At 69.2% G+C, this 26,765-nt stretch carries 10 protein-coding genes and 1 pseudogene; 7 read left to right on the top strand and 4 right to left on the bottom strand.

From position 1 onward, the window contains the following. Window positions 1-155 precede the first annotated feature (155 nt). A complete protein-coding gene (locus tag JX552_RS23120) occupies window positions 156-3,422 on the top strand; it encodes a helix-turn-helix transcriptional regulator (RefSeq protein ID WP_241010689.1) in 3,267 nt (1,088 codons plus the stop codon). Between the two features lie 1,046 nt (window positions 3,423-4,468). On the opposite strand, the gene JX552_RS23115 is transcribed toward JX552_RS23120, so the two are convergent. Both JX552_RS23115 and JX552_RS23110 read right to left on the bottom strand, forming a co-directional pair. Next, complete coding sequence (locus JX552_RS23115; protein ID WP_205874179.1) at window positions 4,469-8,248, bottom strand: multifunctional oxoglutarate decarboxylase/oxoglutarate dehydrogenase thiamine pyrophosphate-binding subunit/dihydrolipoyllysine-residue succinyltransferase subunit; 3,780 nt, start codon at window positions 8,246-8,248, stop codon at window positions 4,469-4,471. A 194-nt stretch (window positions 8,249-8,442) separates the two neighbouring features. Further along, window positions 8,443-9,207, bottom strand: a complete 765-nt coding sequence (locus JX552_RS23110) for a hypothetical protein (RefSeq protein ID WP_205874178.1) — start codon at window positions 9,205-9,207, stop codon at window positions 8,443-8,445. 199 nt (window positions 9,208-9,406) lie between these two features. On the opposite strand from JX552_RS23110, the gene JX552_RS23105 reads away from it, so the two are divergent. Next, window positions 9,407-11,107 (top strand): MFS transporter, encoded by a 1,701-nt coding sequence (locus JX552_RS23105; protein WP_205874177.1) that lies wholly within the window; start codon window positions 9,407-9,409, stop codon window positions 11,105-11,107. A 3-nt stretch (window positions 11,108-11,110) separates the two neighbouring features. Here JX552_RS23105 and JX552_RS23100 read toward each other — a convergent pair whose 3' ends face one another. Further along, window positions 11,111-14,515, bottom strand: coding sequence for a TM0106 family RecB-like putative nuclease (locus JX552_RS23100; protein ID WP_205874176.1), 3,405 nt, complete (start codon window positions 14,513-14,515; stop codon window positions 11,111-11,113). A 281-nt stretch (window positions 14,516-14,796) separates the two neighbouring features. Between JX552_RS23100 and JX552_RS23095 the strand changes: the two genes are divergently transcribed. Further along, window positions 14,797-16,224 carry an MFS transporter gene (locus JX552_RS23095; RefSeq protein WP_431196006.1) on the top strand — a complete coding sequence of 476 codons (1,428 nt, stop codon included), beginning with the start codon at window positions 14,797-14,799 and terminating at the stop codon, window positions 16,222-16,224. An 83-nt stretch (window positions 16,225-16,307) separates the two neighbouring features. On the opposite strand, the pseudogene JX552_RS23090 reads toward JX552_RS23095, so the two are convergent. After that, window positions 16,308-16,885: pseudogene (locus tag JX552_RS23090) on the bottom strand (LppP/LprE family lipoprotein). 87 nt (window positions 16,886-16,972) lie between these two features. Between JX552_RS23090 and JX552_RS23085 the strand changes: the two are divergent. The 4 genes from JX552_RS23085 to JX552_RS23070 all read left to right on the top strand — a co-directional run bounded on the left by JX552_RS23085 (window position 16,973) and on the right by JX552_RS23070 (window position 26,732). Beyond that, window positions 16,973-18,694 (top strand): DEAD/DEAH box helicase, encoded by a 1,722-nt coding sequence (locus JX552_RS23085; protein WP_205874174.1) that lies wholly within the window; start codon window positions 16,973-16,975, stop codon window positions 18,692-18,694. Then, the gene (locus JX552_RS23080) at window positions 18,691-19,827 is read left to right on the top strand and encodes an acyltransferase family protein (protein WP_205874173.1); all 1,137 of its coding nucleotides are present in this window, start codon (window positions 18,691-18,693) and stop codon (window positions 19,825-19,827) included. The genes JX552_RS23085 and JX552_RS23080 overlap by 4 nt, the downstream gene beginning before the upstream one ends. Before the next feature lie 146 nt (window positions 19,828-19,973). Continuing rightward, the gene (locus JX552_RS33475) at window positions 19,974-25,898 is read left to right on the top strand and encodes a PE family protein (RefSeq protein WP_205874172.1); all 5,925 of its coding nucleotides are present in this window, start codon (window positions 19,974-19,976) and stop codon (window positions 25,896-25,898) included. 123 nt (window positions 25,899-26,021) lie between these two features. Further along, the gene (locus tag JX552_RS23070) at window positions 26,022-26,732 is read left to right on the top strand and encodes a siderophore-interacting protein (RefSeq protein WP_205874171.1); all 711 of its coding nucleotides are present in this window, start codon (window positions 26,022-26,024) and stop codon (window positions 26,730-26,732) included. Window positions 26,733-26,765: the final 33 nt, after the last annotated feature.

Raw genomic sequence — 26,765 nt, 5'->3', positions numbered from 1 at the left:
TGGGTGAGGTGCCCGGTCTCGCGAGGACGTCCCCAATCGTCGCGTCGGCACCTGGCCGGCGTACCCGTTCACGAAGCCGTAACTGACGTGTGTGTCTGCGGTAATGTCGTCGACGGCCGCCACAGAGCTGGCGATCAGGTAATGGGTGAAGCACTGTGAACGTAGGTGAGCCGCTGCCGTTCGGGACGGTGACGTGGTTGCTCGGTGAGGCCGCGGACTCGACGCGGCTGTGGCGCACCGACGCGCCGGCCATGAATTCCGCGGTCGCCCGCCTCGATCAGGCAGTCTGCGATGTGATCACCACCTACGAGGACGTGCGGCGGCTGGATCAAGGCGAGGCCGGACGATTCGTCCTTGCGTTTGCCCGGCCCTCCGACGCTGTGGCCGCCGCCCTCGACTTGCAGCGAGCACCGTTGCGCCCGATCGCGTTGCGCATCGCTCTGCACACCGCCGAGGTTCGGGCGCGCGGCGACACCAACGATGCCGGACTCACGGTCGACAAGACGGCACGGCTGCGTGATCTGGCCCATGGCGGCCAGACGGTGATGTCGGCCGCGACGGAGAACCTGATCGTCGACCGGTTGCCCGATGGAGCGTGGTTGACCGACCTAGGGACTCACCGGCTGCGCGACATCCCGCGGGCCGAGCGCGTGGTGCAGTTGTGTCATCCGGACGTGCGTGTCGAGTTCCCGCCGCTGCGCAGCTTCAGCGACGGTGTCGCGCGCTGGCTCCCCGCGCAGTTGACGAGTTTCGTCGGGCGCGGTGCGCAGATCGAGCAGATCCGCCTGGCGCTGGCCGACAACCGGCTGGTCACGTTGACCGGGACCGGCGGCGTTGGCAAGTCGCGGCTCGCAGCAGAAGTGGCAGCGCAAATGGCCGGAGAGTTCAGCGCTGCCTGGTATGTGGATTTGGCGCCGATCAGCGAGCCGGACCTGGTCGCCATCGCGGTTGCGCGCACCCTCGGCCTCCACGACCAGCCGGGCAGCCCCACTCTGGATAGCGCGCTGCGTTACCTCGCCGAAAGTCACGCCCTGCTGGTGTTGGACAACTGTGAGCACCTGCTCGATGCGATAGCGGCCGTGGCGGTTGCCTTTCTGGACGGGTGCCCGAATATGCGCTTGCTGGCCACTAGCCGTGAGCCGCTGCGGATCGCCGGAGAAGTGAACTGGCGCGTGCCACCGCTATCACTGGGCGACGAGGCGGTCGAGTTGTTCTACGACCGGGCGCGACGCGCTCGGCCGGATTTCCGCCCCACCAAGGACGACGCCGCCATCGTGACGAAAATCTGCGCCGCCCTGGATGGTGTGCCACTGGCGATCGAGCTGGCGGCCGCACGGGTGCGAGCGCTCACCCTGTCCGAGATCGCCGACGGTTTGAGTGACCGGTTCCAGCTGCTGACCGGCAGTGCCCGCACCACAGCTCCGCGACAGCAGACGCTGTGGGCTTCGGTGGATTGGTCCTACCTGCTGCTGACCGGGGCTGAACAGGTCCTGTTCCGGCGCATCGGCGTCTTCGTGGGTTGCTTCAGCCTCGATGCCGCGCAGGCCGTGGCGGGGGCGGAGGACTTCAAGCGGCATCAGGTCCTCGACGGGCTCACGCTACTTGTCGACAAGTCGCTGGCGGTGGCCGAGGAAAAGGGCGGGCGCATGTGCTACCGCTTGCTGGAAACGGTTCGCCACTACGCCCTGGAGAAACTCACCGATTCCGGCGAAGTGGACCTGGTGCGGCAACGGCACCGGGACCATTACCTGGCAGTGGCCGCCTCGCTGGAGGACCCGGCCCAGCCTGACTACGCACGGCGCGTCCTTCGGGCCGAGATCGAACTCGGTAACCTGCGGGCGGCCTTTGCGTGGAGCAGCGAACGTGCCGAGTTCGAGGTGGCCCTGACGCTAGCGTCTTCGCTGCTGCCGGTGTGGATCGAGCGCGGCCGGGTCGGCGAGGGACGGGCCTGGTTCGCCAGCGTCCTGGACTCCCCGCAGTGGGCACAGCATCGGGTCGCCGCGGCGGTGCATGCCCGCGCACTGGCCGACAAGGCCATGCTCGACGTTTTCTCCGACGTCCGTTCGGGCATCGAGCAAGCCGAGCTTGCCCTGGAGATCGCGCGCGAACTGGGCGACCCGAGCCTGCACTGCTGGGCGCTCACCGCCCGTGGCTTGATCACCATGGTCGTGGTGAGCGCTGAGGACGCAGCGCTCTACTTCGCCGAGGCGATCGAGCTCGCGCGGGCAGTCCAGGATCGCTGGAGGCTGACCCAGATTCTCACCCTGCAAGCCCTCGACGCACTCATGGCAGGTTGTCCTGTTGCCGCCGGCGAGGCCGCCGAAGAGGGGCGCGATCTGGCCGATTCCATCGGCTACCGGACGGCGTCGATGTGGTGCCGCTGGTGTCTGGCGTGGTCGGCCATGATGCGAGGTGAATTGGCGTCGGCCGTCGAACAGTTCACCACTTTGGTCGAGGAAGCAGAGGCGGCTCACGAGGTGATGCACCGGGCCAATAGCCTGCAGGGTCTGACCTACGCCCTGACGCACCAAGGGAAGCTGGAAGCGGCGCGCGCCGCGGCCAATGGTGCCGTGCAGGCGGCAAAATTGGGGGGCTACTACGCCGGCATGGGCTATTCGGCACTGGTCCGGGTGGCGCTGGCGGCCGGGGACATGGAAACTGCCGCAGGCGCGAGCGCGGCGGCATGGAAATTCCTCAGCATGGCCGTACCGCGGACGGCGGCGGCCCGCAGCGCCATCCCTGCCCAGGTAGCCCTTGCCTACGGCGATCTGGAAACGGCTCGCCGCTGGGCCGACCACGCGGTGCAGGTGACTAGTGGCCGGCACCTGGTGGTCGCCCTGATCACCCGTGCGCGGGTCGCGATAGCGGAAGGAAAGCCAGAACAAGCCGAGCGCGACGCCTGCGACGCACTTGCCTCTGCGGGCGACAGCGGGGCGCACCTGGACATTCCAGAGATTCTCGAATGCCTCGCTGCCGTGAGCTGTGACGCCGGTGCCTATGTCGAGGCCGCGAGACTTTGCGGTGCGGCGGAGGCTTTCCGGCAACGTCAGGGTTCGGTCAGATTTGTCATTCACCAAGCTGCATATGACTCCGTCATTCAGGCCATGCGTGATGGGCTGGACCCAACGGAGTTCGACGTCGCTTGGGGCGACGGGGCGTCACTATCGATTGACGATGTGATCGGCTATGGCCAGCGAGGCCAGCCCGGTCGAAAACGACCGGTGGCGGGTTGGGCGTCGCTCACCCCAACCGAACGAGACGTTGCGCGGTTGGTCGGCGAGGGACTGTCCAACAAGGGCGTGGCCACCCGGCTGTTCATCTCGCCGCGGACGGTGCAGACGCACCTGACTCACGTCTATGCAAAGCTCGGCATCTCGTCCCGAGTGCAATTGGTGCAACAGGCGGTCAGCGGCGAGGCATGACTGCCCTCGCGGAGCCGTCGCGACGACACCGGGTCCGATGCCGCGGGTATGAGCGAGTTCAACCAGGGCCGAGACCAGCCGATCGGATTCGGTTTCGGATCTTCGTCAGGTCGATCAACCGGGTGCTGCCGCCATCGAAAATGGAGGCCCAGTCTTGCCACCCATCCAGTGCGGCATCAATAGCGGACCGCACAACGTCGGGGTGGCTGATGGCCGTCTCGGTGCGGCTGTCGGGGCCGCAGGGGTCAGCGATGACGCCGATGAGCTGACCCGTTTCAGCGTCACAATCTAGATTTGCTATTGCATTCGAATTGGGTCGAAATCGCAGTTGCCAGGGTCTTCCGTCGCTGTCAATGAATTGCCACGCGATGGCATAGTCTATTTCCACGCCGCCGGTCCTCCGTCGGGTCAGGTAAAGCAGGTCGCGTGAACGAGGGCCTTGTGATGGTCACCTTCGGAACCTGCATGTCACCACTAAAAACAATGTCTATTGACAACTGTTGCAACTAGGGCCCTTCGGCGGTATCGGCATTTGTGCGTAATTGCCGACGTCACACGTCGTAGGCCGCGTAGTCGCGCCGCGTGGGCCTGTACGCGCCGTGCGTAAACGACGATGCCGCGTGCCCGGGGAGCAAGGACTCGACGCTTGCCCGACGCTTGCCCGAAGTCGGACGTCATGTCTGACGGCCGCGCGTTCGACCTGGCCTCCGTCAGCGCGGCCTGATGGCCAGACTCCTCAGCACGCCGCACGCGGCGCGCATCGTCGTCAGCGCGGCCTGATGGCCAGACTCCTCAGCACGCCGCACGCGGCGCGCATCGTCATCAGCGCGGCCTGATGGCCAGACTCCTCAGCACGCCGCACGCGGCGCGCATCGTCATCAGCGCGGCCTGATGGCCAGACTCCTCAGCACGCCGCACGCGGCGCGCATCGTCATCAGCGCGGCCTGATGGCCAGACTCCTCAGCACGCCGCACGCGGCGCGCATCGTCATCAGCGCAGCCTGATGGCCAGACTCCTCAGCACGCCGCACGCGGCGCGCATCGTCGTCAGGCGAAAGCGGTGTCGATGATTTCCTGCTGCTCCACCGCATGCACCTTCGATGACCCCGATGACGGCGCCGACATGGCCCGTCGCGAGATCCGCTTGATTCCGCTGAACCGCTCCGGCAGCACCTCCGGCAGGGTGAGCCCCAGCGACGGCCAGGCGCCCTGGTTGGCTGGCTCCTCCTGCACCCAGAAATACTGCTTGGCGTTCTCGTAGCGGTTCAGCGTTTCATCGAGCCGGCGCCGCGGCAACGGGGCGAGCTGTTCGAGCCGGACGATCGCCACGTCGTCGCGCTTGTCCTTGGCCTTGCGCGCGGCCAGCTCGTAATAGAGCTTGCCGCTGGTCAGCAGGATCCGGGTGACCTTGCTGCGGTCGCCGTCGCCCTCTTCGTAGGTCGCCTCCTCGATCACCGAGCGGAACTTCATCTCGGTGAACTCCTTGATGTCGCTGACCGCGGCTTTGTTGCGCAGCATCGACTTCGGCGTGAAGACGATCAGTGGCCGCTTGACACCGTCCAGGGCATGCCGGCGCAACAGGTGGAAGTAGTTGGCGGGGGTCGAGGGCATCGCGATCGTCATCGAACCCTCCGCCCACAGCTGCAGGAAGCGTTCGATGCGCCCGGACGTATGGTCGGGGCCCTGTCCCTCATGTCCGTGCGGCAGCAACAGCACCACCGTCGAGAGCTGGCCCCACTTGGCCTCACCGGAGCTGATGAACTCGTCGATGATCGACTGCGCACCGTTGACGAAGTCGCCGAACTGCGCCTCCCACAGCACCACCGCGTCCGGGTTGCCCACGGTGTAGCCATACTCGAAGCCCACCGCGGCGTACTCCGACAGCGGCGAGTCGTAGACCAGGAACTTGCCGCCGGTGGGGGCGCCGTCCGTACTGACCGCCAGGAGCTGCAGCGGCGTGAACTCCGCGCCGGTGCTGCGGTCGATGATCACCGAGTGCCGCTGTGAGAAGGTGCCGCGGCGGGTGTCCTGGCCGGAGAACCGGACCAGCTTGCCCTCCGCGACCAGCGAGCCCAGCGCGAGCAGCTCGCCGAACGCCCAGTCGATCTTGCCCTCGTAAGCCATCTCGCGGCGCTTGTCCAGCACCGGCTGCACGCGTGGGTGTGTGGTGAATCCCTCCGGCACCGCCTTGAACGCGTCGCCGATGCGCGCCAGCAGCGACTTGTCCACCGAGGTGTCCAGGCCGGCCGGGATCATCTGCAGCGACTCAACGGACTCGCTGGGCTGGGCGCCGTGCTTCTCCAGCTCCTTGACCTCGTTGAACACCCGCTCCAGCTGACCCTGGTAGTCGCGCAGCGCGTCCTCGGCCTCTTTGAGGGAGATGTCGCCACGGCCGATGAGGGCTTCGGTGTAGCTCTTGCGCACTCCGCGCTTGTTGTCGACGACGTCGTACATGTACGGGTTGGTCATCGACGGGTCGTCGCCCTCGTTGTGACCGCGGCGCCGGTAGCAGAGCATGTCGATGATGACGTCCTTGTGGAACCGCTGCCGGAAGTCGACGGCCAGCTGGGCCACCCACACGCACGCCTCGGGGTCGTCGCCGTTGACGTGGAAGATCGGGGCGCCGATCATCTTGGCGACGTCGGTGCAGTACTCGCTGGACCGCGAGTACTCCGGCGCGGTGGTGAAACCGATCTGGTTGTTGACGATGATGTGGATGGTGCCGCCCACCCGGTAGCCGGGCAGGTGCGCCAGGTTCAGCGTCTCGGCGACCACACCCTGGCCGGCGAACGCCGCGTCGCCATGCAGCATCATCGGCACCACCGAGAATGCCTTCTCGCCTTCGCTGTCGGTATCGCCGTGGTTGAGCAGATCCTGCTTGGCCCGCACCAGACCCTCAAGCACCGGGTCGACGGCCTCCAGGTGCGATGGATTGGCGGTGAGCGACACCTGAATGTCGTTGTCGCCGAACATCTGTAGGTAGACCCCGGTCGCCCCGAGGTGGTACTTCACGTCACCAGAGCCGTGCGCCTGCGACGGGTTCAGGTTGCCCTCGAACTCGCTGAAGATCTGCGAGTACGGCTTGCCGACGATGTTGGCCAGCACGTTGAGCCGGCCGCGGTGCGGCATCCCGATGACCACCTCGTCCAGGCCGTGCTCGGCGCACTGGTCGATCGCGGCGTCCATCATTGGGATGACGCTCTCGGCCCCCTCCAGGGAGAACCGCTTCTGCCCGACGTATTTGGTCTGCAAGAACGTTTCGAAGGCCTCGGCGGCATTCAGCCGGCTCAAGATGTACTTCTGTTGCGCCACAGTGGGTTTGACGTGCTTGGTTTCGACCCGCTGTTCCAGCCAGCGCAGTTGCTCGGGGTCGAGGATGTGGTTGTACTCCACGCCGATGTGACGGCAGTACGCGTCGCGAAGCAGGCCCAGCACGTCGCGCAGCTTCTTGTACTCCGCGCCGGCGAATCCGTTGACCTTGAACACCCGGTCCAGGTCCCACAGGGTCAGGCCGTGGGTGAGCACCTCGAGGTCGGGATGGCTGCGGAACCGGGTCTTGTCCAGCCGCAGCGGGTCGGTGTCGGCCATCAGGTGGCCGCGGTTGCGGTACGCCGCGATGAGGTTCATCACGCGGGCGTTCTTGTCGACGATCGAGTCCGGGTTGTCGGTGCTCCAGCGCACCGGCAGGTACGGGATGCTCAGCTCGTGGAAGATCTCGTCCCAGAAGTCGTCCGAGAGCAGCATCTGGTGGATCGTCCGCAGGAAGTCGCCGGATTCGGCGCCCTGGATGATGCGGTGGTCATAGGTCGAGGTCAGCGTGATCAGCTTGCCGATGCCCAGTTCGGCGATGCGTTCCTCGCTCGCGCCCTGGAACTCGGCGGGATATTCCATGGCGCCGACGCCGATGATGGCGCCCTGGCCGGCCATCAGGCGCGGCACCGAGTGCACGGTGCCGATGGTGCCCGGGTTGGTCAATGAAATGGTCACGCCGCCAAAGTCTTCGGCGGTCAGTTTGCCGTCGCGGGCCCGGCGCACGATGTCTTCGTAGGCTGAGACGAATTCCGCGAAGCGCAGTTCTTCGCACCGCTTGATGCCGGCCACAACCAGGGAGCGCTTGCCGTCCTTGCCCTGCAGGTCGATCGCCAGGCCCAGGTTCGTGTGCGCGGGGGTGACCGCGTTGGGTTTCCCGTCGACCTCGGTGTAGTGGCGGTTCATGTTCGGGAACTGCTTGACCGCCTGCACCAGCGCGTAGCCCAGCAGGTGGGTGAACGAGATCTTGCCGCCGCGGGTGCGCTTCAACTGGTTGTTGATGACGATCCTGTTGTCGATCAGCAGCTTGGCCGGGATGGCCCGCACACTGGTCGCCGTCGGCACATCGAGCGAGGCCGACATGTTCTTGACCACGGCCGCGGCCGCACCCCGCAGCACCTGAACCTCGTCGCCTTCGGCAGGCGGGGGAGGCGCGGCCTTCGGGGCCGCCGGGGCGGGGGCCGGTGTGCCGTTGCCGGCGGCGCCAGCGGCGGTGGATTTGGCCGGCTTGACGGGTTCTGGCGCTGGTTTGGGCTGCGCGGCCGGTTGGGCCTCCGCGGGCTTGGCTTCAGCGGGCCTGGTTGCGACGGGCTTGACCTCGGCGGGCTTGGCCTCGGCGGGCTTGGCCTTCGTGGCCGCGGGACCGCCCTGGCTCGCCTCGCCGGAGTATTCCGGGTTGTAGTCGACCAGGAACTCATGCCAGCTCTCGTCGACCGAGGAGGGGTCGTCGCGGAACTTGCGGTACATCTCTTCGACCAGCCACTCGTTTTGCCCGAATGGAGAACTTATGTTGGCCACAGCCGCTGTTCGCCTCAATTCTTGTGTCCTGCAAGCGTTTTGGGCCAACGCCTGCGACTGCTGGCGCCCCGGGTGGCGGGGCGCCTCACACCCCTCGGTGGTCGGTTACGGGTCCCGACCGTTTCTGACCCATAAAGGCTAGCGCTTTGCCCGCGATCCGCGAGAGAGACTAAGCGCTTTGGCCGCTATCCGCGTCAGCTGGCATCTCGCACGGTCGGCAGCACGTGCAGGGTGACGGGCCACCGCTCCGGTGCCGGACCGAAGGCCGAGCGCGAATTGCGGACCAGCTTCTTGCCGACCATCCGGTTGCCGATGGCGCCGATGATCGCACCGATGCCGACCGGTAGCAGCTTGCCGAACATGAGTGCGCCCCGCTTGAGCGCGAACCTCTTGACGAAACGCTTGAGCAGGCTGTTGTTCAGCTTGGACACCGCCGGCAACGGCAACGAGGCCATGCTCTCCGACACCCAGCCGCCACTGGTGCGCCCACCCCCGATCAGCTCCGCCACCGCGGCCTTGCTGTTGTCGCCGACCAGCACGGCCAGCACCAGGGCGCGACGACGTTCCCGATGGTCGAGGGGGATGCCGTACACCGACGCCAGGGACAACACCAACAGTGCGGTCGCTTCCAGGAACACCGCCGTCTCACCTGCGGCGGCCGACAATGCGGCCAACGTGCCGATCCCGGGCAACGTCGCCGCGGCGCCGACCGCCGCGCCACTTGCCGTCACCGCGGCCACGAAGCGTTTCTCGAGCTTGGTCACGATCTCGGCCGGGCTGGCACCCGGGTGCGCCCGGCGCAGGCGTGCCACGTACGCCTCGGCGGCGGGACCCTGAATGCGCGAACTACGTTCGATGATCCGCGCCAACGCACGACTGGATGCCTTGGGCTTGCCGCCGGGGCTTGCGTCGCCGGCGGTCTCCTGGTCCGGTAACGACTTGCTGCGTCGAGCGCTCATAGTGCCTCTCTTCGGGACGGCGTCTCTTCAGGCTAACGCGCGTCTCGCAAGATGAGTGCCGGGCAGAAGAGCTTCGCACAATCCGGCCGTCGGGTCTGGGGTCGTCCCCTGGCCGAAGCGCGCAGTCGGGAACGCAACGGGAATAATGCGGGCTGGACCCGTACGAGACCTGACGCGGGGCCGAAACGAGGTGCGATATATGAGCACGGCGACGAGCCGGGTGAACCGGGACAGCCTCGCCGGGAGCCCCTGGGCCGCGCTGTGGGCGATGCTGATCGGCTTCTTCATGATCATGCTCGACTCGACGATCGTGGCGGTGGCCAATCCGACTATCATGACCGCGCTGCACATCGGATACGACACGGTCGTCTGGGTGACCAGCGCCTACCTGCTGGGGTATGCGGTGGTATTGCTGGTTGCCGGCCGCCTCGGCGACCGGTTCGGGCCCAGGAATCTCTATGTGATCGGCCTGGTGGTCTTCACCTTCGCGTCGGTGTGGTGCGGGCTATCCGGCAGCGCCGCCATGTTGATCGCGGCCCGCGTGGTCCAGGGCGTGGGCGCCGGCCTGCTCACCCCGCAGACGTTGTCGATGCTCACTCGGATCTTCCCGGCTCACCATCGCGGCCCCGCGATGAGCATGTGGGGCGCCACCGCCGGCGTCGCCAGCCTGGTCGGACCGCTGGCCGGGGGGACGCTGGTCGACAGCCTGGGCTGGCAATGGATCTTTTTCGTCAACGTGCCGGTCGGCGTGATAGCCCTGGCGTTGGCGATCTGGCTGGTGCCGGTCCTGCCGATCCGCGAGCAGGGCTTCGATCTGATCGGCGTCGCGTTGTCCGGCGTCGGCATGTTCCTGTTGGTGTTCGGCCTGCAGGAAGGCGAATCGGCGCACTGGAAGCCGTGGATCTGGGCCGTATTGGTGGCCGGCGTCGGGTTCATGTCGGCGTTCATCTATTGGCAGGCGATCAACAAGCGGGCGCCGTTGGTGCCGCTGAGCATGTTCGCCGACCGCGACTTCAGCCTGTGCAACATCGGAGTGGCCATCGTTTCCTTCGGCTCGACGGCGATGATGCTGCCACTGACCTTCTACGCCCAGTCGGTGTGCGGCCTGTCGCCGACGCGTTCGGCGCTGCTGATCGCGCCGGTGGCCGTCAGCAGCGGGCTGCTGGCCCCACTCGTCGGGCTGATCATCGACAAATCTCACCCAGTGCCGGTCCTGGGTTTCGGGTTTTCGGCACTGGCGATCTCGATGACCTGGCTCGCGATGGAGTTGGAGCCCGGCACGCCGGTCTGGCGGCTGGTGTTGCCGTTCGTCGGGATCGGGGTGGGGATGGCCTTTGTCTGGTCGCCGCTGGCCGCCACCGCGACCCGCAACCTGCCGACCGAGCAGTCGGGCGCAGGTTCGGGCGTCTACAACGCCACCCGGCAGCTCGGCGCGGTGCTCGGTAGTGCGGGTATGGCCGCGTTTATGACGTGGCGTATTGGCGCCGAGGTGCCGGGGGGTGCCGCGGCGTCCACCGGGGAGGACGCGGCACTGCAGCTGCCCGCGTTCCTGCGGGAACCCTTCTCGGCGGCGATGTCGCAGTCGATGCTGCTGCCGGCGTTCGTCACGCTGTTCGGGATCGTCGCCTCGGTGTTCCTGGTCGGCGCGGTGGGTTCGGCCCTGGGCCGGCGCGACGTCGACGAACTGGCCGGATACGTGCTGCCCGCAGACCCGGAGGACGACGACGACGGCTACGTCGAATACATCCTGCGCCGCGAACCGGACTCCGGCTACGACGTCAGCACGCAACCGTTGGTCGCCATGCCCCGGCGCAACGGTGTTCCCAGGGTCGACGTGCGCCCGGTGGTGGATTATGCGCGCCAGCCAGATCCCGACGATCCGGTCGGCGGCCGCGTCTGAATGTCACGGCGCCGCGGTGAGTGCCAGGAAGGCGCCGAGGTCAACCAGGCCGGCCGGGGTCGCCGGCAGGTACTGGGTCAGCAACTCCGACCGTACGATGACCGCCGCGTACTGCGCGCGGCTGATGGCGACGTTGAGCCGGTTGCGGTTGAGCAGGAAGGAGATACCTCGGGGCACATCGTCGATCGACGACGCCGTCATGGAGACGAAGACGACCGGGGCCTGCCCGCCCTGGAACTTGTCGACCGTGCCGACCCGGACCCCAGGCAGGCCGGCTTGCGCGAGCTGGTGGCGGATCAGGGTCACCTGCGCGTTGTACGGCGCCAGCACCAGTACCTCCGAGGCGGCCAGCGGCCGGGTACCGTGCTCATCTGTCCACGGCCGGCCGAGCAGACGTTCGATCTCATCCACGATGGCCGCAGCCTCTTCGAGGCTGTCGATCGAATTGCCTTGGTGGCGAACGGATAACACATGCACGCCGGGGTCGTGGCCGTGCAGTCGGCGAGCGGCGGTGCGCTGGGCGTGCGAACGCAGCCGGCCTTCGTAGGACAGCGCCGAGACGGCGGCGCACACGTCCGGATGCATCCGGAAGGACAGATCCAAGAAATACCCGCGGTCGTCGGGTAGTGTCTGATGTCCGTCGACCAGCCATTCCAGCGCGGAGATGTCGACCTTTTCCGGATGGGTGCCCTGACTGACCTGCGGTAGTTGCTGGGGATCCCCGAGAAGTAACAGGTTGGTGGCCGCCGGTGCCACCGCGATGGTGTTGGCCAGGCAGAATTGACCCGCCTCGTCGATCACCAGCAGATCCAGGCAGCCCGGCGGCACTCGCTGCGCATTGGCGAAATCCCAGGCCGTGCCGCCGATCACGCAGCCCGCGTGGTCGGCGATGAACGTCGGGTACCGGCTCGCGTCGATCTCCTGCCAACGCGCGCCAGCGCTGCCCTTTTTGCCGACGAGAGCCGGATCGAGGCCGGCATCGATCACGCAGTTCAACACGTTCTCCACCGCGGCGTGCGATTGTGCGACCACGCCGACGCGCCAGGAATGTTCGGTGACCAGAGTTTTGATCACCCGGGCAGCGGTGTGCGTCTTGCCAGTGCCGGGCGGTCCGTGCACCGCCAGGTAGGACGAATCCAGGCTCAGCGTGGCGGTCGTGATGTCGGTGATGGTGTCGTTGCTGCGCGGCAACGCCGTAGCGCCGTGGGTGCGCGGTGGCTGTCGCAGCAGTAGGTCCATGAGCGCGGTGCGGGGCAGCGTCGGCAATGCCGTGGCGACGGCCTGTGCCGTCGACGCGATGGACTCGCGCAGCGCTGTCGTCTTCACCGGCGGGCCGGGTGTCAACGCGAAGGGCAGCTGACCAAAGGTGTTTCCGTCCTTGCCTGTTCGTTCCACAATCGTCACCTCGGCAGGCAGGCTGAGGTCGTCGACATCGACGACCTGGGCGCGCCCCGCCCCGCGACGGTCGGGATCCTCGGCCATGCCGGCCGGCGCCGGCGGTTCGTAGAGAGCGAAAACCTCCGAATTCAGGTCGCCGCGGGCCAGCTCACCATGCAGCCGCAGCCGGCGTTGCGGCTTGCGGGCCCGCGGCGGAGTGTGCCAGTCGGTGACCACGGATGCCGATTCGACGACGAAAACGTCTGTGTTGTCCGACCATTCGTCGAGGGGATAGTTCAACCGGTCGAAGTGCGACCACCAGAACGGTTTGTCCTCGCGTTGGTGATATCCACGGGCGGCCGCTACCAGGGCGACGGCCGTCTGCTCGGGGGTGCGGTCACCGGCCGCGGCGTCGCCGGTGAACGTCGCCAGAGCCGCCGCCAGCTCGTCGTGTGCTTTGATGGCGTCGCGCTCGAGGACCGGCTGAACGCCGATCGGTGTCACACCCGATTCCCACGCCAGAATCAGCAACCAGTCCCGTAGCTTGCGGGTGGACAGACAGTCGTAATGGTTGTATTCCTCGATCTCCTCGAGCACCGTAGCAGCCTCGTCCGCCCGGCCGCCGGCCGCCAATTCGCAGTACCGCGCATAGGAGGTGATCGAGTCGGTGGCGGTGGTGACATCACCCGAGCGCAACTGGGTGCCCATGTACAGCGGCTCGAGCGCCTTCAGGCTCAGGCTTTCGGCGCCGACGCGAATGCTCTTGCGTACCAAGGGATAAAGGTCTACTAGCACCCCGTTGCGCAACAAATCGTCGACTTCGTCTTCACCGACGCCGTAGCGCCCGGCAAGCCGCAATAACGCGGTCTTCTCGTAGGCCGCGTAGTGGTAGATGTGCATGTTCGGGTAGCGCTTACGCCGCTTGGCCACCAGAGCCAGAAACTGCTTGAGCGCCTTTCGCTCGTCGATGCGATCATGTGCCCACAGCGGACGGAATCGTCCCGCCGGCCCGGATTCCAGGACGCCGAACAGATACTCCAAGCCCCACTGGTTGCCGTCGGCAGTCCACAGTGGGTCGCCTTCGAAGTCGAAGAACAGGTCGCCTGGGTTCGGCTCCGGCAACAGCGCCAGTTGCTGTGGATCGGCCACCTCGAACTGAGCGGTACCGCTATCGCGTTGCCGTATCTGCAGTTTGGCCTGTGCGGTCAGCTTGCCGAGCGCCTGGCTGCCCAGCCCGGGCACCGGCCGGCCGCGGGCGGCCAGCTCGCCGACGGTGCTGACTCCGGCGTCAATCAACTTCTCGCGCTGGCTGATTCGCATGCCGGCGACCAGCAGCAGGTCGTCGGCGGCACGCAATTGCTCGGTGCACAGCGGGCAACGGAAGCAGGCCTGGATTCCGGCGTCCTCCCAGCGCACCGCGCGGCCGGCGGCGAAGTGCTCATCCAGCAGCCTCTGCAGCTGTGCGCGCTGGGTCCGGTAGACCGGCATCAGGTCACTGAGGCGGTAGCGGACCACCGTGCCGTCCCCGAGTTCGAGTTCGGCATCCGGGGCGACGGGCACGCCGCCGGCCGTGAGTGCGTCGGCGTATGCGGCCAGCTGCAGCAGCGCGGTGACCTTCGGCGAGCGGGCCAGCTTGGTGTCGGTGACCCGGTAGCGCTCGCCGTCGCGGATCAGGAAGTCCGAGAAACCGACGAAGCGGCCGTCGAACATGGCAGCCTGATAGACCACCGGGGCGCCGGCGGCGATGGCGCGGCGGGTGGCGTCGGCCGCGGCCGTGAGACCGGCGTAGGTGTAGGCGGGACGGCCGATGACCGTGATCCTGTCCCCGAACTGTGCGCGCAGGCGATCCAACCTGCGGCGTTCGTGGTCATCGCCGAGTACGGCGGTGCGTGCCAGCAATTCGTCTTCGACGGACACCGCCGGGCCGCGCCCGAGCTTGGCGTCGAAATCCCGCAGCAAGGCGTACTCGCACCGCGCGGCGGACGCGAGATCCGAGGCGCTGTAGACGATGTTGCCGGCGGTGACGAACACAGCTGCAACGGTAGGCCAGCAGTGTGACACGACGGCGGGCGACGGTTGCGTCGTGCGCAACAGCGTCTTCGAAAGCTTCTGCTAGACCACGATTTCGACGGGTGCCTAACGTATGTGACGCAGATCACGCGACCTGCGCAGGATTCGGCATCGGCGCCGAAACGAAGTGGGTGACGGCCATGGCGACGACAGGGTCAGGCGGGCGCGGCGTCGTGCCCGCGGCTGCGCTGAATACGGCTCACTCCAACGACTTTCGCAGGCTGGGAGCGATCCTGGCGACCATGCTGGTAGGCCGTTTCATGATCCTGGTCGACTCGACGGTGGTTGTGGTGGCCAATCCGAGCATCATGGCCTCGCTGCACACCACCTACCACGCCGTGATCTGGGTGACCAGCGCCTACCTCCTGGCGTTCGCGGTGCCGTTGCTGGTCGCCGGACGCCTCGGAGACCGGTTCGGCCAGAAGAGCCTCTACGTGCTGGGTCTGGCGATTTTCGTCGGCGCCTCGGCGTGGTGCGGGTTTTCCGGCACCGTGGGCATGCTGATCGCCGCCCGTGCCGTGCAGGGGGTCGGGGCGGCTTTGCTTGCCCCACAGATACTGTCGATGGTCACTCGCCTGTTTCCGCCGCGGCGGCGGGGTGCAGCGATGAGCGTGTGGGGCGTCACCGCCGCGATCGCGACCCTGGTCGGGCCGCTGGCCAGCGGGGTGCTGGTGGACACCCTCGGTTGGCAGTGGATCTTCTTCGTCAACGTCCCGATCGGTGTGGTGGCACTGGCGTTGGCGGTCAGGTGCATCCCGGCTCTGCCGACTCAACGCCACCGGTTCGACTGGGTCGGTGTGGGCTTGTCCACGGTTGGAGTGTTCCTGATCGTGTTCGGACTTCAGCAGGGCCAGGCCGCCCAGTGGCAGTCATGGATCTTCGCCATGATCGTCGCCGGCGTAGCAATCATGTCGGTGTTCGTCTACTGGCAGTCGATCAACGCCCGCGAGCCGCTGGTCCCGCCGCGCATCTTCGGGGATCGGGGCTTCATCGTGTCCACGATCGGCGTGGCGGCGATGTCGTTCACGATGACGTCGATGACGTTGCCGGTGATGTTCTACGCGCAGGCGGTGTGCGGGTTGCCGCCGATCCGCGCGGCCCTGTTGACGGCCTCGATGGCGATCGTCAGTGGTGGCCTGGCTCCGGTGGTGGGCCGGATCGTGGACAGGTCGCACCCGCGGCACGTCATCGGGTTCGGCTTCTCGGTGGTGGCGATCGGACTGACGTGGTTGTCGGTCGAGATGTCTCCGTCGACGCCGGTGTGGCGGCTGACAGCACCCTTCCTCGCCATGGGAATCGGTGTCGCGTTCGTTTGGTCTCCCTTGGCTGCCAACGCAACTCGCAACCTGCCAGCGCATCTGGCCGGGGCCAGTTCTGGTGTGTACGACGCCACCCGTCAACTCGGGGCGGTGCTGGGGAGCGCCGGCATGGCGGCACTGATGACCTCGAGGATCAGCGCCGAGGTGCCAGTGACGTCCGGTAGCGTGCCACCCGTGCCAGGGGTCGGCGGTGCGGGCCTGCTACTGCCTGAACTCTTGCGGGAGCCGTTCTGTGCGGCGACGGCACAGTCGATGTGGCTGCCCGCCTCCGTTGCGTTGCTGGGCGTCGTTGCAGCGCTGTTCATGGTCGGCATTGCTGCTCCGGCCGGCCGAATCGGCCGGCACGGATGATGGACTGGCCTGAGCTGGCGACGGTGGTCACGGCGTTGGGGGCGAGGTGTACGCCGGCAGCGCCGGCGAATCCGCCGGAGCGCTCAGCGGCCCGGCGTGTTACTGATGATCTCCACCCCGCTGCCGTTCCACCGGAACTTGACCGTGGCTGGCAGACCGACCCCGCTGACGTACGTCAGCGCCACGGTGTCCCCGGTGCTCTGCGCCGCGTCGACCCCGTTGAATCCGTACGTGTCGGGCACGCCCTGCGGAATGAACTTGCCCAGGTGGAACAGCACCGCCCGGGTCGTCGGACTGTCGCCGTTGGTATTGGCTTTGATGATCACCGCCGACAACTGCGCGCACTCGTTGTAGTTTCCGCCCAGCGGTTCGGGTTCCAGGGTTGCTGACTGCGCGGGTCGCGGGGGAGCTCCGAGACGACCTTGGCAATGGTGGGTGAGCCCAGGTTGAGCGCGCACGGGTCCGGGGGCGGTTCGCTCGTGCTCGGTGGGGCGGCGGTGCCCGGCGAGGGATTGACGGGGCCCGCCGTCATCGCCGCGGAGGTGGGTTTGGTGGCCTGCGGCGTCTTGGCGACCGTGGAGTCCCCCGAGCCGCATCCGGCCAGCGTCGCCGCCGCGACGGCAGCAACGACCGTCAGCCGCGCGGCGCGGTAGGGCAGCATCCACACACCGGGCACCGTACCGTCACCGGGCCCGGGGGTGCGGCAGGCATGGCCGCCCGGATGGCAGGCTCTAGACTTCATCTCCTGATGGCAATCCCGGACAGTCCCCCCGAAACGCCCGTTACCACGTTCGCCGACCTGCACATTCATCCCGATGTCGTGCGCGCGATCGCCGCCGTGGGCTACGAATCCCCGACCGGGATCCAGGAGGCGACGATTCCGGCGCTGATGGCGGGTTCGGACGTGGTGGGCCTGGCCCAGACCGGCACCGGCAAGACGGCGGCGTTCGCACTGCCGATCCTGTCCAAAATCGACACCACCAGCAAGGCGACCCAGGCGCTGGTGCTGGCGCCCACCCGCGAATTGGCCCTGCAGGTGGCCGAGGCGTTCAGCCGGTACGGCGCCCAGCTGCGGCAGCTCAACGTCCTGCCGATCTACGGCGGCTCGTCGTACACCGTCCAACTTGCCGGACTCAAGCGCGGCGCCCAGGTCGTGGTCGGCACCCCGGGCCGTGTCATCGACCACCTGGAACGCGGGACGCTGGATCTTTCGCGGGTGGACTACCTGGTGCTCGACGAGGCCGACGAGATGCTCACCATGGGTTTCGCCGAAGAAGTCGACCGCATCTTGTCCGAGACGCCGGAGTACAAGCAGGTGGCTCTCTTCTCGGCCACCATGCCACCGGCCATCCGCAAGATCACCACCAAATACCTGCACGATCCGCTGGAAGTCACGTCCAAAGCGAAAACCGCTACCGCCGAGAATATTTCACAGCGTTACATCCAGGTGGCAGGCCCGCGCAAGATGGACGCGCTGACGCGGGTGCTCGAGGTCGAGCCGTTCGAGGCGATGATCGTTTTCGTGCGCACCAAGCAGGCCACCGAGGAAGTCGCCGAAAGGTTACGCGCCCGCGGCTTCTCCGCGGCCGCCATCAACGGCGACATCCCGCAGGGCCAGCGGGAGCGAACCATTGCGGCCCTCAAGGACGGGAGCATCGACATTCTGGTCGCCACCGACGTCGCCGCCCGGGGGCTCGACGTGGAGCGCATATCCCACGTCCTTAACTACGACATCCCGCACGACACCGAGTCCTACGTGCACCGCATCGGGCGCACCGGCCGGGCCGGAAGGTCCGGCAGCGCGCTGTTGTTCGTTTCGCCTCGGGAACGCCACCTGCTCAAGGCAATCGAAAAGGCCACGCGGCAAACACTCACCGAGGCCGAGTTGCCCTCCGTCGAGGACGTCAACGCCCAGCGGGTGGCCAAGTTCGCCGACTCGATCACCGATGCGCTGGGCAGCCCGGGCATCGAATTGTTCCGCCGGCTGGTGGAGGACTACGAACGCGAACACGACGTGCCGATGGCCGATATCGCGGCGGCGCTTGCGTTGCAGTCCCGCGACGGTGAGGCATTTCTGCTCGCACCGGAACCGCCACCGGAGCGCCGTGAGCGACGCCAAGATCGCGACGAACACCGCGATCGTACCGAAAGGCCAAGGCAGACAAAGCCTTTCACAACTTACCGGATCGACGTGGGCAAGCGGCACCGGATTGGGCCGGGCGCGATCGTGGGCGCCATCGCCAACGAGGGGGGTCTGCATCGTAGCGATTTCGGTCATATCGCCATCGGGCCGGACTTCTCCATGGTCGAACTTCCGGCCAAGCTGCCCCGGGCGACGCTGAAAAAGCTGGAACAGACCCGTATTTCGGGAGTGCTGATCAACCTCCGGCCGGACCGGCGTTCCGACAAAGTCCGGACGCCCCGGCAACCCAGCGGCAAGGGCAAGCCGAGCCGAAAGCGCGACGCATGACGGTATCGGAAGCCGAGGACGCCCAGGGCGGTCTCGAGCAGACCTCTGGCGTCGACCGGGTCGCATCGCTGACCGGTGTCCGCGCCGTCGCCGCGCTGCTGGTGGTGGGCACCCACGCGGCCTACACCACCGGCAAGTACACCCACGGCTACTGGGGTCTGGTCGGTGCGCGTATGGAGATCGGCGTGCCGATGTTCTTCGTGTTGTCTGGTTACCTGCTGTTCCGACCGTGGGTGAAATCGGCAGCCACCGGCGCGCCGTGGCCTTCGGTGCGGCGCTATGCCCGCAACCGGGTGCGGCGCATCATGCCCGCCTATGTCGTCACGGTGTCGATCGCATATGTGCTGTACCACTATCGCGAGGCCGGGCCCAACCCCGGGCACAGCTGGCTGGGCTTGATCCGAAACCTCACACTGACGCAGATTTACACCGACGGCTACCTCGGCAAATACCTGCACCAGGGTCTGACCCAGATGTGGAGCCTGGCGGTCGAGGCGGCCTTTTACGTGACGCTTCCGCTGCTGGCCTACCTGTTGCTGGTGGTGCTCAGCCGCCGACGGTGGCAACCGAAATTGGTGCTGGCAGCGCTGGCGGCGTTGACACTGATCAGCCCCGGCTGGCTGGTGCTGGTGCACATCGACCGGTTTTTTCCCGACGGCGCGCGACTGTGGCTGCCCACTTACCTCGCCTGGTTTCTAGGCGGAATGATGCTGACGGTGCTGCAGCAGATGGGCGTGCGCTGCTACGCGTTCGCGGCCATCACGCTTGCCGTCATCTGCTACTTCATCGTCTCCACGCCGATCGCGGGCGCCCCCACCACCTCACCGGCGTCGCTGCCCGAAGCGCTGTGGAAGACCGGGTTCTACGCGGTGATCGCCACGCTGGCGGTCGCGCCGCTGGCGCTGGGAGACACCGGTTGGTATTCCCGGCTGCTGGCCAGCAGGCCGATGGTCTGGCTCGGTGAGATCTCCTATGAAATCTTCTTGATCCATTTGATCACCATGGAATTCGCGATGGTGTATATCGTCCGGGCGCACGTCTATACCGGCCCGATGCTGAACCTGTTCATCGCGACGATGGTGGTGACCATCCCGTTGGCCTGGCTGCTGCACCGGTTCACCCGGGTTCGGTGACGTCGGCGTTGCCGAGGCGGCCCCTGTGGCGATCGCCGCGGCAGATCGCGGCACGTTGCGGTGAATTCAACCGGCTCTGGGCAGACGCGCGTAGAGTCCCGCAACGATCGTGAACTTTGGTGTCGTCAAATCTCCGGGGAGCCTAGATGTCGTCTTACCTGTTCGCAGTGCCCGAAGCCGTCGCGGCGGCCTCCGCGGACCTGACCGGGCTCGGAGCGGCGATACAACGGGCCAATGCGGCGGCGGCGAACTCGACCACCGGGTTGGTGTCCGCGGCCGCCGATGAGGTGTCGACGTCGATCGCGCAGTTGTTCGGTGGTTATGCCCAGGAATACCAGTCGATCAGCGCACAAGTGTTGGCGTTTCACGAAGACTTCGTGCTCGCCTTGGCCCAGGCCGGCCTGGCCTATGGGGCGGCTGAAGCGGCCAGCGTTAACCCGCTGCAAACCGTGATCGACGACATACTGGCGGTGATCAACGCTCCCACGAAGTTTCTGCTGAACCGTCCGCTGATCGGCAACGGCACCGACGGGATCGCGGGCACCGGCCAAGCGGGCGGCGCTGGTGGAATCTTGTTCGGCAACGGGGGCAACGGCGGGTCCGGTGCACCCGGCCAGGCCGGCGGTACCGGTGGCGCCGCCGGGATCTTCTATGGCATCGGTGGCACCGGAGGGGCCGGTGGCGCCGGGGCGGCTGGCGGTGACGGCGGGGCTTCCGCCTTCCTGTTCGGTGCCGGCGGTACCGGAGGCGTCGGTGGGGCCGGGGCGGCCGGCGGTCGGGGTGGGGCCGGCGCGTTCTTCTTCGGCAACGGCGGCTCCGGTGGCGCCGGCGGGGCCGGCGGGGCGGGCGGCGTGGGTGGCACGGCAGGCTTCTTCGGCAACGGCGGTGCCGGCGGTGCCGGCGGGGCCGGCGCGACGGGCGTGGGTGGCGCGGGCGGTGCCGGCGGAAACAGCGGGGTGCTGTTCGGCAACGGCGGATCGGGAGGCGCCGGTGGCGCGGGGGCGGCCGGTGGCCACGCGGGTGGGGCCGGCGGCGCCGGTGGGACCGTTTCCGCACTGGCCGGGGGCTATGCGGGCAGCGGCGGCGCCGGCGGGGCCGGCGGAATCGGCGCCACGGGTGCTGATGGCGCCATCGGGGGTCAAGGCGGGGTCGGCGGCACCGGCGGCGCTGGAGGCGAGGTTCGTTCGCTGTTCGGCGGGTTCGGCGGCGCCGGCGGTGCCGGTGGCGCCGGTGGACAGGGCGGAACCGGCGGAGTCGGCGTCGGGTTGGGTGTCGGTGGGACGGGCGGCACTGGTGGCACCGGGGGCCTGGCCGGCGCCGGCGGCGCCGGCGGTCTGTTCGGCGGCGCCGGGGCGAGCGGCGCGAGTGGTACCGGTGGCCAGGGTGGCACGGGTGGCGCCGGTGCGCAGGGAGCGACCAGCACGACCGCTGGGGTGGATGGCGGTCTCGGTGGGACCGGCGGTGTCGGTGGCCAGGGCGGCGTGGGCGGCGCCTCGGTGGCGGGTGGTGCCGCCGGCGCCGGTGGCGTGGGCGGTACGGGCGGTGCCGGGGGTCAGGGGGGTACCGGATTCGCCGACGATGGGTTGAGCGGCGCGACCGCTGGCGGTACCGGCGGTGTCGGTGGCGCCGCCGGTGCGGGCGGCGCGGCCGGCAACGGCGGTCCCGCGGCCGGGTATGGCACGGGAGGGCAAGGTGGGCAGGGCGGCACCGGCGGTGCGGGGCTGAATGGGCAGACGAGCACGATTGCCGGCGTCGACGGCGGCGTGGGTACCGCCGGAGGCGCTGGCGGTCAGGGCGGGGTGGGTGGCGATTCGAACGCTGGTGGCACGGCCGGTGCCGGCGGTGTGGGTGGTACTGGTGGTGCCGGTGGTAAGGGTGGTACCGGGTTTGCTGGTACTGCGACGGACGCGGCGACCGCTGGTGGTGACGGCGGCGCCGGTGGCGCGGCGGGTGCCGGGGGCGCGGCCGGCACTGGCGGCGCGCCGGGTGTTGCCGGTGGCTTCGGGGCGGGCGGGCAGGGTGGTGCCGGGGGCACCGGGGGTGCGGGCGTGCAGGGGCTGACCAGCACGACGGCTGGGCAGGATGGCGGCGCCGGCGGTGCCGGGGGCGGCGGCGGTAAGGGCGGGGTGGGTGGCAATTCGGGTGCCGGTGGCACGGCCGGTGCCGGCGGTGTGGGTGGTGCCGGCGGGGCCGGTGGTAAGGGTGGTACGGGCTTTGCTGGTACTGCGACGGACGCGGCGACCGCTGGTGGTGACGGCGGCGCCGGTGGCGCGGCGGGTGCCGGGGGCGCGGCCGGCACTGGCGGCGCGCCGGGTGTTGCCGGTGGCTTCGGGGCGGGCGGGCAGGGTGGTGCCGGGGGCACCGGGGGTGCGGGCGTGCAGGGGCTGACCAGCACGACGGCTGGGCAGGATGGCGGCGCCGGCGGTGCCGGGGGCGGCGGCGGTAAGGGCGGGGTGGGTGGCAATTCGGGTGCCGGTGGCACGGCCGGTGCCGGCGGTGTGGGTGGTGCCGGCGGGGCCGGTGGTAAGGGTGGTACGGGCTTTGCTGGTACTGCGACGGACGCGGCGACCGCTGGTGGTGACGGCGGCGCCGGTGGCGCGGCGGGTGCCGGGGGCGCGGCCGGCACTGGCGGCGCGCCGGGTGTTGCCGGTGGCTTCGGGGCGGGCGGGCAGGGTGGCGCCGGGGGCACCGGGGGTGCGGGCGTGCAGGGGCTGACCAGCACGACGGCTGGGCAGGATGGCGGCGCCGGCGGTGCCGGGGGCGGCGGCGGTAAGGGCGGGGTGGGTGGCAATTCGGGTGCCGGTGGCACGGCCGGTGCCGGCGGTGTGGGTGGTGCCGGCGGGGCCGGTGGTAAGGGTGGTACGGGCTTTGCTGGTACTGCGACGGACGCGGCGACCGCTGGTGGTGACGGCGGCGCCGGTGGCGCGGCGGGTGCCGGGGGCGCGGCCGGCAGCGGTGGTGCGGCGGGTGTGGCCGGCGGGTTTGGCCAGGGCGGTCAGGGTGGCCAAGGTGGCACCGGAGGCGCGGGTGTGCAAGGGCAGACGAGCACGGCGCCGGGCGGCCAGGGTGGTACCGGTGGCGCCGCGGGCGGTGGCGGCAAGGGTGGTGTGGGCGGCAACTCCGGCGCGGGTGGCACGAACGGTCTTGGTGGTGCAGGCGGCACCGGCGGGGCGGGCGGTGCCGGTGGCACCGGATTTGCCGATGATGGCAGCAACAATGCGGGTGCCGGTGGAACCGGTGGCGTCGGCGGTGTAGGGGGCCTCGGCGGCGCTGCCGGCAGTGGCGGCACCGGAGGCAGTGCGGGTGTGGGTGGCCAGGGTGGCGGTGGCGGTCAGGGAGGTGCAGGCGGCACCACGACCAGCAAGGGTCACACCGCCGGTGCCGGTGGTGTTGGTGGTAACGGTGGCCAGGGCGGTACCGGGGCCGCAGGGACTGCCACTGCCCTCGCCTCAGCGGGCGGCGTCGGTGGTCAAGGCGGCGCCGGTGGCGTCGGCGGTACTGCCGCGTCCGACGCCACGAACGGCGCCGGTGGTGCGGGTGGGATTGGCGGTCAGGGTGGTGCGGGTGGCGCCGGGTTTGCGGACAACGGCGTCAACGATGCCGGTGACGGCGGTACCGGTGGCGCCGGCGGCGTGGGCGGTACCGCAGGTGCTGCCGGTAGCGGGGGCACGGGAGGCACCGCGGGTGCGGCCGGGGCCGGCGGCAAGGGTGGTGTCGGCGGTACTGGCGGTGGTGCCAACGCGGCGGGTGAAACGGCCGGTAAAGGGGGTGCCGGTGGTGTCGGCGGTCAGGGCGGCACCGGAGCCGCCGGTGTGGCTGGTGACGTGGGATCGGTCGGTGGGGTCGGCGGCGGGGGCGGCTCCGGTGGTGCCGGCGGTACCGCGGTAACCGGCGCCACCAATGGCGTCGGCGGCGCGGGCGGCGCAGGCGGGCAGGGCGGCACCGGTGGCGCCGGGTCTATCGATAGCGGCCTCGGCGATGCGAGTGCCGGCGGGGCCGGCGGGGCCGGCGGCACCGGCGGGGCCGGTGGTGCGGCAGGTGCCGGCGGGTCGGGAGGCGGTGCGGGGGCAGCGGGTGCCGGCGGAAGCGGCGGCACCGGTGGCTTAGGTGGCGCCGCAACCTTCGGCAACGACGCCGGTGACGGCGGTGCCGGCGGCATGGGTGGCGCAGGCGGCGTGGGCGCCGGTGGCACGGCCAGTGCGGCGGGAGCTGTTGGTGGTGTCGGCGGGCAAGGCGGCGCCGGTGGTGGCGGCGGTGCAGTGTCGGGTGGAGGTGGGGTCAACGGCAAGGGCGGCATCGGTGGTACCGGCGGCCAGGGTGGCGCCGGTGGAGCCGGGTTTGTTGACGACGGCAGCAATAACGCCGGTGCCGGCGGAACCGGAGGCGCCGGTGGCGCCGGTGGTAGCGGTGGCGCGGCGGGCACGGGAGGTACGGGCGGCACCGTCGGGGCAGCGGGGACCGGCGGTAAGGGCGGATCTGGCGGCGCGGGTGGGGCCACCGCGAAGGCGGGTAACACTGCCGGCGCCGGTGGGGCCGGCGGTCAGGGCGGTGCCGGTGGCGTCGGGGTCGCGGGTGCGCCCGGCGTTGCGGGATCTGCCGGTGGTCTCGGTGGGCAGGGTGGCACCGGTGGTGCTGGTGGCGGTGCGGTGACCGGTGCCACGAACGGTGCCGGCGGTGCCGGCGGTGCCGGCGGTCAGGGCGGTGCTGGCGGTGCTGGGTTCGATGACGACGGGGTCGCCCTGGCGACGGCTGGTGGCGCCGGGGGGACAGGCGGCGTCGGCGGAGCCGGCGGTGCGCTAGGTAGCGGCGGGTCGGGAGGTAATGCCGGGGCCGCGGGAACGGGCGGCAAAGGCGGTTTGGGTGGCGTCGGTGGAGCGGCCAAGGCGGGTCATACCGCCGGGACCGGCGGCGCCGGAGGTGCGGGCGGTCAGGGCGCTATCGGTGCCACGGGGGCGGCCAGCGGTGCCGGGTCCGCCGGCGGCCTCGGCGGGCAGGGCGGCGCCGGCGGCGCCGGCGGTGCCGCGGCGGTGGGTGCCGTCAACGGCAATGGCGGCGTCGGGGGTGTCGGAGGCCAGGGTGGTGCTGGCGGCGCTGGATTCTTGGACGACGGCAGCAACAACGCGGGTGCCGGCGGGATCGGCGGTACCGGTGGCGGCGGCGGCGCCGGGGGCGCAGTGGGAACCGGCGGTACCGGGGGTAGTGCGGGAGCGGCCGGGGCCGGTGGCAAGGGCGGCGTAGGCGGCATAGGCGGGGCCACCGCCAAGGCCGGCAACACCGCCGGGGCCGGGGGTGCCGGTGGAGCGGGCGGCGCCGGCGGCGTCGGGGCCGTCGGTGCGGCCAGCGGTGTCGGGTCGGCCGGTGGTGCCGGCGGGCAGGGCGGCGCCGGCGGCGCTGGTGGCGGTGCAGTGGTTGGTGCCACCAACGGCAAGGGCGGCAACGGGGGCGTCGGAGGTCAGGGCGGTACCGGCGGTGCCGGGTTCGCCGATAACGGCGGCAACAATGCGGGCGCCGGTGGAACCGGCGGGGGCGGCGGTACCGGTGGCGCCGGCGGTGCGGTCGGCGCCGGCGGCACTGGAGGCACCGCGGGCGTCGGTGGTGCCGGCGGCCAGGGCGGCGGCGGCGGTGTGGGCGGGGCCACGACCAGTAAGGGCCACTCCGCCGGCGTCGGTGGTAACGGAGGCCAGGGTGGCACCGGCGGTGGCGGGGCTGACGGTGCGGTCAGCGGCGGCGCGGCAGCCAACGCGGGTCAGGGCGGCAAGGGCGGGGTCGGCGGCGCGGGAGGAACGAACACGGCAGGCGTCGGCGGTACCGGCGGTAAAGGCGGCAACGGTGGGACGGGTGGAATCGGTGGCAACGGCACCGGCGGCAACCTGGGCGGATTCGGCGGCAACGGGGGCTCCGGCGGTAACGGTGGTGTCGGCGGAACCGGTTCCAGCGGCAATCCCGGTGCCGGTGGCGATGATGGCGGTGCCGGCAACACCGGCGCTGCCCCGACCGGGGGCGGCAACTCTACGGGAGGGGTAGGGGGATCCGGCGGTGCCGGCGGTGCCGGCGGTGCCGGATCTGCCTAGGTCTGTCGCTCACCGTGGCAGGGTCACCGCCATGTGGTGACCTCCGGCTCACCCGGGTTCGATCCGCAGCAACGGTTACCCTAACCTAAGTCCGGGTGGGATAGCGACGGAGGGTTAGGACGGATGAGCGAACAGAAGACGTCTCGAGGTTTTGCCGGGGCTGTGCTCAAGCTGCTTCGAGCGGGGGATTATCGCCTCACCGTGACCGGCCGGCGCGAGATCAGTCCGAACTACCATCGCCTGAGCTTCCAGGCAGGAGGTTTGCTCAGCGCCCACGAGGTGCATCCGACCATGTGGATACGGTTGTGGTTCGCCGACGGCGACAAATCGCATCAGCGCGGTTACACGCTGGTCGATCCCGACCCCGCGAGTGACACGTTCGACATCGAGTTCGCGCTGCACGACGGCATCGCATCGGATTGGGCGCGCGCCGCGCAACCTGGCGACACCATCGAGGCGACGGTGATGGGCAGCAAGTTTGCGATCCCCGAACCGCGTCCGACCGGCTACATCATCGTCGGCGACTGCGCCTCGCTGCCCGCGATCAACTCGCTGCTGACGGCTATCGGCGATGCCCCTGCACAGGTCTTCCTGGAAGCCGGTTGCGACGACGACAAGCACCTTCCGGTAGCGCGCGACACCGACGTCACGTGGGTGGACCGCAAGGATGGGGCGCTGCTGGAGGCGGTACGGGGGGCGGCGTGTGAGGGTGCTTGTCACTTCGGGTGGGTGGCCTGCGACAGCCGCACCACCCGCTCCGTCGTCAAGGTGTTGCGGGACGACTTCGGGATCCCGAGGAAATCCATTAAGTCGCAGGCTTATTGGGTGGCCTGACGCGCGGCGGCCGCGTCGGCGAAATCGCCGCCG

The sequence above is a fragment of the Mycobacterium gordonae genome (assembly GCF_017086405.1).
In the GTDB taxonomy this organism is placed as follows: Bacteria; Actinomycetota; Actinomycetes; order Mycobacteriales; family Mycobacteriaceae; genus Mycobacterium; species Mycobacterium gordonae_D.
The sequence above is the reverse complement of the archived record's forward strand: the minus strand, read 5'-3'. Positions and strand labels throughout refer to the sequence as shown.

Bases quoted from the DNA above. Each gene is read 5' to 3' on its own strand.
- JX552_RS23085 (WP_205874174.1), top strand. From the start codon at position 16,973: ATGGCAATCCCGGACAGTCCCCCCGAAACGCCCGTTACCACGTTCGCC.
- JX552_RS23105 (WP_205874177.1), top strand. From the start codon at position 9,407: ATGAGCACGGCGACGAGCCGGGTGAACCGGGACAGCCTCGCCGGGAGC.
- JX552_RS23070 (WP_205874171.1), top strand. From the start codon at position 26,022: ATGAGCGAACAGAAGACGTCTCGAGGTTTTGCCGGGGCTGTGCTCAAG.
- JX552_RS33475 (WP_205874172.1), top strand. From the start codon at position 19,974: ATGTCGTCTTACCTGTTCGCAGTGCCCGAAGCCGTCGCGGCGGCCTCC.
- JX552_RS23080 (WP_205874173.1), top strand. From the start codon at position 18,691: ATGACGGTATCGGAAGCCGAGGACGCCCAGGGCGGTCTCGAGCAGACC.
- JX552_RS23095 (WP_431196006.1), top strand. From the start codon at position 14,797: ATGCTGGTAGGCCGTTTCATGATCCTGGTCGACTCGACGGTGGTTGTG.
- JX552_RS23110 (WP_205874178.1), bottom strand. From the start codon at position 9,207: ATGAGCGCTCGACGCAGCAAGTCGTTACCGGACCAGGAGACCGCCGGC.